The sequence below is a fragment of the Paraburkholderia sp. NMBU_R16 genome, assembly GCF_013282575.1.
Lineage (GTDB): Bacteria > Pseudomonadota > Gammaproteobacteria > Burkholderiales > Burkholderiaceae > Trinickia.
This window is the reverse complement of the sequence record NZ_JAAAYE010000101.1, coordinates 1-8,552: the sequence shown is the minus strand read 5'-3', so window position 1 is coordinate 8,552 and position 8,552 is coordinate 1. Positions and strand designations below refer to the sequence as shown.

At 59.4% G+C, this 8,552-nt stretch carries 6 protein-coding genes; 5 read left to right on the top strand and 1 reads right to left on the bottom strand.

Annotation, left to right across the window (positions count from 1 at the left end):
- Positions 1-173 precede the first annotated feature (173 nt).
- Together GWC77_RS26230 and GWC77_RS26225 are read left to right on the top strand one after the other, a co-directional pair.
- On the top strand, positions 174-653 hold the full coding sequence (locus GWC77_RS26230) for a phage virion morphogenesis protein (RefSeq protein ID WP_173261917.1): 480 nt from the start codon (positions 174-176) through the stop codon (positions 651-653).
- Positions 654-854: 201 nt separating this feature from the next.
- Positions 855-1,952 (top strand): hypothetical protein, encoded by a 1,098-nt coding sequence (locus GWC77_RS26225; RefSeq protein WP_173261914.1) that lies wholly within the window; start codon positions 855-857, stop codon positions 1,950-1,952.
- Positions 1,953-2,514: 562 nt separating this feature from the next.
- Here GWC77_RS26225 and GWC77_RS26220 read toward each other — a convergent pair.
- The gene (locus tag GWC77_RS26220) at positions 2,515-3,564 is read right to left on the bottom strand and encodes a hypothetical protein (RefSeq protein WP_173261911.1); all 1,050 of its coding nucleotides are present in this window, start codon (positions 3,562-3,564) and stop codon (positions 2,515-2,517) included.
- Positions 3,565-4,302: 738 nt separating this feature from the next.
- Between GWC77_RS26220 and GWC77_RS26215 the strand changes: the two genes are divergently transcribed.
- From GWC77_RS26215 to GWC77_RS26205, 3 genes are all read left to right on the top strand, one after another.
- Positions 4,303-4,605 (top strand): helix-turn-helix domain-containing protein, encoded by a 303-nt coding sequence (locus tag GWC77_RS26215; RefSeq protein ID WP_173261908.1) that lies wholly within the window; start codon positions 4,303-4,305, stop codon positions 4,603-4,605.
- A gap of 38 nt (positions 4,606-4,643) precedes the next feature.
- Positions 4,644-5,669: an AAA family ATPase gene (locus GWC77_RS26210; protein WP_173261905.1), complete on the top strand. Its 1,026-nt coding sequence runs from the start codon at positions 4,644-4,646 to the stop codon at positions 5,667-5,669.
- Positions 5,670-5,856: 187 nt separating this feature from the next.
- Positions 5,857-8,130 carry a S8 family peptidase gene (locus tag GWC77_RS26205; protein WP_254367187.1) on the top strand — a complete coding sequence of 758 codons (2,274 nt, stop codon included), beginning with the start codon at positions 5,857-5,859 and terminating at the stop codon, positions 8,128-8,130.
- Positions 8,131-8,552: the final 422 nt, after the last annotated feature.

Genomic DNA, 8,552 nt, shown 5'->3' with positions numbered 1-8,552 from the left:
CGGCCTCGGCTTCCTTCAGAAACCCGATGATTTGCTCTTCCGTAAAACGCTTCTTCATGTTCGTCTTCTTCTCCGAAAACGAACTTTACTAGGTTCTGACTGGCCCGGTTTGTTGGGGGCAGGTCAGTCGAGCACGTCGAGGACACACAGCTCCGGGCAGCCGATGCCCTGACATGGGTTGCGCAGCCGTGGACGACCTGAGCGCGTTCGACGCGTGGGCGGGTGCCCTACTCGCGCAGCTCTCACCCGCAGGCCGACGCGCGGCGATGCGCGACATCGCGCGCGAGCTTCGCCGCAGCCAACAGGCTCGCATCGCCGCGCAGAAGAATCCTGACGGCGTTGGATATAAACCGCGCAAGATAAAGCCCGGTGGTACGAAGCTGCGCAGCAAGCGCGGACGCATCAAGCGAACCGCAATGTTCATGAAGCTGCGCATGGCGCGTTGGATGACAATCGAGGCGAGTGAAAGGCAGCTGGCAGTCGGCTTCTCGGGCCGTGTCGCACGTGTGGCCCGCGTCCATCAGTTCGGCGAGAAAGGACCTGTCGCCCCGGGCGGGCCCGAATATCCATATCCCGTGCGAATGTTGCTTGGTTCGACAGATCGCGAGCGCGAGATGATTCGAGAAAAGCTGCTCGGACACTTAATGGAATGATCAGACCGCGAGAATCTACAGCGTGTACGCATTCCCCACGCAGCGGGCTATTCGCGAACTGCATCATAGTCGAAAACCGGCGAGATGCGAACACTCGTGGTGCGCTGAACGACGACCGTGTCAGGCATATTGCGGACTCTCGTGAGGAATGGGTTCTGACAACGTCTTGACGAAGCGCGAGTCCTCATGTGTACTTGGGTCATGGCTGGAATCCACACACTTAACGCGCGCGGCAATGTGATGCTCCCGGCTCTCCGGGAGCACTACGCCTGGACCGATTCACGCACTTTCCATGAAATTCAGCGCTTCCACAGCGACCTCCTAAAGATCCTTCGCGCCAAGGACATTGACTACTCGTCGCTGCGAAGCGCATTGACGCCGCAACCGACGAAACATGAGGCGGCGTTTCTCTTCGATGAGCAACGCTGCGAGAACACGTTCGTTCCGGGCGTGGAATGCGCCGACGCACTCTTCATGGCGCTCGACCGCAAAACGACGCACAGCATTCTTGGCGGCGAGTTGATCGACACCCGGGACGAAATCGCACGCACGTTGCTTCGACGTTCCGCGATTGTCGCCAGGGATCTTGACTTCAAGCATCCATGCTTCTGCTACGTCCTCTATGTCAACAACCTTTCCGAGGGCAACGTCGCAGCCATCGACAGCAAGCTGCGGAAGCACAAAGCTTATCTTGGCTACGTCCCATGCACCTACGCAAGCCTTGCTAAGACATTCGTGTCAATGCACCTCGTGAACCTCGTGATTAAGCAGCGGGATAGTGTCATCCTCGGGCATGAAGACGACCGACCGAACACAGAGAACTGCAACCTGCATCTTCATGACTACATAGCCCTTGGCCTGCGGCTGAAAAGCCTTCAATCGATGTACTTCGACACCTTCCTGTCCTACAAGCCCGAGTGGATGATCCTAGAGGAGTCGGACGATGATCTTGAAATTGCGTTGCGGGCGATGTCCAAGAAGGTCGTTCCGCTCACCGAGTTCGCGGTCTCCATCGCGGACGACAAGTTCGAGAAGTATCTGAAGACCGCGAAGCTCGGGAAGCTGACGAAGGCTGGCCTCGCCGACCTGACCAAGGCAGAGCTGGAAGCGGCTATCCGCGAGAAGCTGCGAATGAGCTATTTGTACAACATGGAGTGGGTCGATGAGCCCACACATCAACTCAGCAAGTTCAACATCATGCTCGAGTTCCCGAGACGGGACGGGTACCCGGAGCGCGTGGTCGCTGCCCTCGAATACCGGCCCGTTGAACGTTTGCTGCGGCTGATGACGGTCTCGTAAGAGATCGAGGCACCGGCGATCGCCGGACCTCGATCTGCTGATCGACAGGCTTGGGGCGATGTCTGCTATTCGCTGCATTGCAGCCGTTTAGCGGTATATCGCGACCGGCACCAATGGGTCGCTTTATGCCTTCCGCATGAGAGGCGGCTCTCGAGGCGATCGTCGCGCTCGTTCGTCGGGCGCTAGCCGGCCAGTTGCGGTCGTTTTGCGCTCAAAATCGAACATCCATTACGAAACGCAAAGCGAACTGTGGCGTGAATCGGCGCACATACAAACCGCCCGTCACATTGGAGGGAACCACGGGGAACCGCGGTGCCACTTGATCATGGTCGCGTAATCAGGTGCGCACGTTCCGGGGGCAGGACACGGCAGGCGCCGCCTATGTCGTAGTCGGCGGCCAGATGGGTTACTAATATAGGCGATGACAATTGAAATTCTGGCTCACGATCGCTAGGATCGTTAGCGGTTCGATTTCACGGAAAGGCATATGCCCCTCGAATACGCCACACGCATTACTGCAACGCTTCACCCGTGATAGTGGGCATCGCCTCGAAATGCACAACTATTGACCAACTTGCGGATAGAAACCGCAGTTGCTAACGAAATTCCGAATTTTGTCACGGACACTGCTGATGTCCGCAGCACCTGTATTCCCGACGGCGCCGTCTGCGGCAACCCAAGTCGTTATGGTCTTCGATTCCAACAGCTTCCGAATTTCCGCAGGCTCGAGAACACGCGTTACCCAGATGGTCGAGTCACTCGTCGTTAGGCCATCGGTCGCACTGCCTTTGCGCTTAGTTTGAATCGTCTGCTCGTCGAAGGTAAGAAACGACTGCGTCGCCCAGTCGTACTTCTCCTTCGCATCTTGAGGGTTGGTGACGATACCGCCCATCAATAGCAATCTGCCGCCTTGGGCGCAGTTGAAGACGAAGCGGGCGCTGTAGCTCGTATATTTCTGCTCAACTCGGAGGTACGTCGAGCCTTTGACCTGCTTCAATTCTGCCGTCGTTGGCTCGATACCGTTGTTAGAGAAATGAAGCTTGCTTGCTTCGGCCGCGCTCAACCAGAGAATGTCGTTGGGCTGTACCGATGCCGACGCAGAAAACGCCAGGGCATCAACTCCCATTCGTTGAAGATAGGCGACCAGCAGGCCGCTGACTTCCTGGCTCGTGCCGTTGCCGATGTCATGGCCCTGCGAATAGAACTGGTGAATGCCGAGCCTGGTGTTGCCGCCCGAATAATATCGGCCGCGGCCGCCGGCAAACGCGTAGGCACACGCGCTCGCGCAGATGCCGCTCTGGACCATCCCTCCGCGGGCATAGGTGGCGATGCCGGTGTCAAAGCCAAGTTTTCTGATGGTATTGCCCAGCATTACGCCGCCCATGAGTGCGCCGCCGGGCGAGTTGAACAGCACCATCCCACTTTCAACGTGATTCGCCCGGACAAACTGCTCCAATTCGTCGGCGGTTGTGGCTGTTATCTCACCGTCTGCGTAGATTCTCGTAACGTCTCCGTGCTGGTCCATCCACATAACGACATCCGGGAGGTTGTGCTTGGGCGCAATGAACGCCATCGCGTTTGCGGCACTGCTCGCGAAGCCGAAAACCAGCAAGATTAGTCTCAACGTTCTCATAGTTTTATACCCGTATTTCCTGCGAATCCCCGAGCGGCGGCAACAGTGTCCTACAGCGCTAACCGTTCCGCAATGATCGGTAGATTGCTCTCGCGTACCAGTTTTGCATAACGCGCACGCAAATTTCGGTGACCGATACCCACGCTGATGCTCGTTAGTTCAACTCGCAAGGTTCGGCTGGACGCCTGATTCGGCCCCGCCAGTCCAAACATATGCTTGAGTACCTGGCTGGCCGGACCTCAGGCGACGATAAGTGTTGTGCTTGCAAGAGCCGTCATTGAAGTGGCGGGAAGTGGCGGCGGCTCAAGGTCCGCTCAGGGTTGGCATCTGTCGTCGGCGTTGGGTTTTCCAACGGTGCTGTGCATCCCTCATCGTCGGGCCGGCTTCGGCCAGAAGCCGACGTTTGTTCATTGCCATGCATGGAGAGCCTAACGGCCGCCTTTCCTTCATAAACGGGCATCGATTATGAGAGCAGGAGAGCCGCGAGCACGCCGCCGATCTCCATCTCGAAGACATGACTGACGCGTGTAGTGGCTCCCGCGCAGAGGCACGGCCCCAGCATCCTGTGAACATCCCGAGCGCTCAGATTATCACGGGGACTCCCTCTGACTTATCCCGCCGCGGCCTTCGAAGAATCCTCGATTGATTTGACTACTGGTAAAATGGCAAACTCTAGACGGGTTGAGGCGAGCCAGGTGGTCGCCGCCGAGGATCAATATGAATGTAGGACGAGCGATTCGCTGGTTTCGCCAGCATAGAGGCATCTCACAGGGCGATGTGGCCCGCCGCGCCGCATGTTCCATCTCTTACCTGTCGCTTCTTGAGAACAATAAGCGCGACCCTACGCTTTCTACGGTCGCGAAAATTGCAGACGCTTTGTATGTACCCGTCGGGACATTGTTTCTGGTGGCTGCCGAGCCCTCCGACCTAGGGTTCATCGACGAACGTCTGGTTGATGAATTGCGGCGCGCGGTGGTGCCATCGGCGCCGGCTGATCGGAATGAGGTCGCGCATGGCTGATTCGCAGCTTGCAACGATTCGTAGGGAGGTAGCCCATCATGGCCAGCGCTGATCAACTCAGGGCGCTCGTGAAGTCACATATCAACCGTGACGATGGCCAGTTCTATTCCGTGGCGATGCAAGTGGCAGCGCATGAGGCCAAGGTCGGCCACGGCAAGTTGGCTGAAGAGCTGCGTGACATGATCGACGCCGCGAAGTCCCGTGGGCTCAACGCAGAGCCAGGCAAGCTGGTGCCGCTTGCCAAACCGCGCGGCGAACTGGCCAACCTGCTGCATGTGACCTATCCCAAGAGCCGGCTGGTCGACATGGTCCTGGATGCAGACGTCGTCGAACAGATCCAGCGCATTCTGAAGGAGCAGCGCTTGAACGCGCGCATACGAGAGCACGGGCTATCGCCGCGACGCAAGCTGCTGCTCGTAGGGCCCCCTGGCACAGGAAAGACGATGACCGCCTCGGTGCTGGCCGGCGAACTTGGCGTGCCGCTCTTTCTGGTGCGCCTCGATGCGCTGATCACGAAATTTATGGGCGAAACCGCGGCCAAACTGCGCCAGGTGTTCGACGCCATCAGCGACGTGCGCGGCGTGTACTTTTTCGACGAGTTCGATGCCATTGGATCTCAGCGTGGGCTGGCGCACGATGTGGGAGAAATCCGGCGCGTGCTCAACAGTTTCCTGCAGATGATCGAGCACGACCAGTCTCACAGTCTGATCGTTGCCGCGACCAACCATCCCGAGATCCTCGACTACGCGCTCTTTCGCCGATTTGATGATGTCCTGGAGTACCACCTGCCCAGCGCTCAGCAAGCGGGAGAACTAATCCGCAGTCGACTCGCGCGATTCGCGCCGAAGCCGCTCGCGTTGAAGTCCTTGGCGGCCAAAGCGGAAGGTCTTAGCTATGCGGAGATCCGGCGCGCGGTGGACGAAGCGATCAAGGAAACGGTGATGCACGAAGGCGAGCAGGTTTCGACGCAGATGCTTGTTCGAGCATTGGAGGAGCGACGCCGCCTGAGCGCACGACTCGAAAATAACAACAAACCGTCCAGAGATGTCACCAGAGGCCGATAAGCGTCCCCACCTCGTACTTCACAACACGTCTGAGGCCGTTGCCTTTACAGCACACAGCCCGGGGGGCGGTTCGTCGCCGCCACTACCGGTGAGAGATCGACAAACACATGGCCAGGCGCTTCAGGGACAGCTGCAAGCGCTCAGACCATTGATGGCGCAAGCAACACAGGCCCAGCGAGAAAGCGGCATGGAAAGCGGCCTCGGCCTTCAGGTCGAATTCGAGGGCCAGCCCGACGTTGAACTGGCTTTCCAGAGCCTCGGAAACGAGACGAAGCGCATCGAGTTGCTGAGCGTCCGCAAGGCGGGCGACGTGACCTATGCCAACGTGTTCGTTCCTGATGGCAAGCTGGAGCACTTCGAGACCTACGTCGCCGAGTACCTGGCTGACCGCAAGGGTGCATCTGGTCAATCGCTCGACCACAAGCCGCTGCTGAACACCATCGCGTCTATCCGTCGGGCGGAGCTACGCGCACTGTGGACCGACGACCCGGCGCTCCTGCCCGACGACGCTGGCACAGCGTTCTGGTGGGAAGTGTGGCTGCCAGTACGAGAAGATCGGCTGAAGGTTGTTGAAGATTTTCGGAGACTTGCGCAATCGGCAGGTTGCGAAGTCAGTGAGCACCAGGCGAATTTTCCCGAGCGAACGGTCATCACGATGTTCGGATCCGAAGCGCAGTTGAGCCAGTCGGTGCTGCTACTTAACTGCGTTGCCGAACTTCGCAAGGCGAAGGACACGGCTGAGTTCTTCGATGGGATGGGGATTGAAGAGCAAGGCGCGTGGATGGACGACATGCTGGCGCACGCCGTTTGGCCTGATGCCGGCGCGCCGCATGTCTGCCTCATCGACTCTGGGGTCAATCGTGGTCATCCGATGCTGGCGCCACTGCTGGACGGGCCTGACCAACACACTGTCAACCCCGCTTGGGGAGTCGACGACACCGCCAATCACGGGACTGGCCTAGCAGGTCTGGCTACCTACGGCGAACTCACCGCAGCCGTGGGACAGGCCGCGCCAGTCACGGTGACGCATCGACTGGAGTCTGTGAAGCTCGTGTCCAGAGAGGGCGACAACGCAGGTGACGCCAGGCATCATGCCTATCTGTTCGCCGAGGCGGTCAGCCGACCAGAGATCACCCGTCCCGACCGTGCGCGGGTTTTCGCGACGGCGGTCACCGCATCCGACTACCGTGATCGCGGTCGCCCCTCCTCGTGGTCGGCGATGCTTGACCGCCTTGCGTCAGATGTCGATGGCGGAGGCGAAACCCCGCGACTGTTCGTTCTGGCATCTGGCAACACCCGCAGTCACGACGCCTGGATGACGTATCCCGATAGCTTGGCGACGAACCTCGTGCACGACCCGGGACAAGCTTGGAATGCACTGACCGTCGGGGCCTGCACGCACAAGATTGACACTGAAATCGCGGGCCTGGCGGCGATTGCTGCAGAGGGCGGCCTCAGCCCCTACACCACGACGTCGCGGACATGGGACAGCGCGTGGCCCTTGAAACCCGACGTGGTTTTCGAAGGGGGCAATGTCTGCAAGGACAGGCTGAGTGCTTCCGGAATTCCCGCCCTCAATCTGCTTACGACGCACAACGTGCCCGACGAGCGCTTGTTCACGACGACCAATGCGACGAGTGCGGCATCAGCTCTCTGTGCGAGGATGGCTGCCCAGGTCATGGCGGCGTACCCGCAATTCCGGGCTGAAACCGTCCGAGCCCTGATCGTTCACGCCGCTGAGTGGACGCCAGCGATGCGGCAAATGTTCCTGCCTGCCGCTGGGCAAGCCAGTAAGCAGGACTATGTGAACCTGATCCGTCATTGCGGCTGGGGAACGCCGGATCTCGAGCTCGCGCTCTGGAGCGCTGGCAACTCGTTGTCTCTGGTCATCGAAGATGCAGTCCATCCTTACACCAAGGAGAAAGGGCGCGGCGTGGTCAGCCGCGATATGAACCTGCATGCGCTGCCATGGCCGAAGGAGGAGCTTGAGGCCCTGCAAAACGCCCGGGTGCAGATGCGAGTCACCCTGTCTTATTTCGTGGAGCCCAATCCATCGGCCCGCGGTGCAGCCTCGAAGTTTCACTATCCGTCGCATCGACTGCGATTCGACCTCAAGCGGCCCCTTGAGGCAGTTGAAGATTTCGTGGCTCGGGTCAACGCGGCCGCGCAGCAGGTAGACGATGGCGCAGCCGCCAACCCTCGCGATGCCGGGTGGCACCTGGGCGATCGACAGCGGCACCGTGGCTCGCTACATCAGGATGTCTGGGAAGGCACCGCCGCGGAGTTGGCCAGCCGCGGTTTTCTAGCCGTCTATCCGTCCGCAGGCTGGTGGCGTACGCGCCCTGGTCTAGAGCGCTACGCCTTGTCCGCTCGCTATAGCCTCATCGTTTCGTTGCGAACGGAGCAGACGGACATCGACCTGTACAGCGTAATCGCGAACAAGATTGCGATCGAGGTCTGATAGTCGGCTAGGACGCCGCAGAGCGCTCATCTCTACGCGCGCAAAGATGCCGCGAGCAATCTGGACACGGTCATCATGGCCGTTTCCGATGCAGTCAGCGGCCAGCACGTTTGGAAGCGCCGTTTGAGGGAGCTTTGAACGAGGCCAGCGGCCTAACCACTCGTGATCTCCCACTAGGGAAAAGATAACAGCAACGCGCCAGAATCAGCGTAAGCGACTCGGCCCGACCGTTTCCCCGTTCACGCGCGCGTCGGGCATGATGGTGATGGCGTGTCGGAGTCCGTGTAGATCAAGAGGGATCGTGCCCACGATCGGCGATCGTGGGCACGATCCATCCAAACCTATCCAGATCTACCCGGTTGAGAGTGTGGGCGGGGTGAGAGGTTTCAGTTTGTCAGCCACCTTCCAAGGCAGCAATTCGT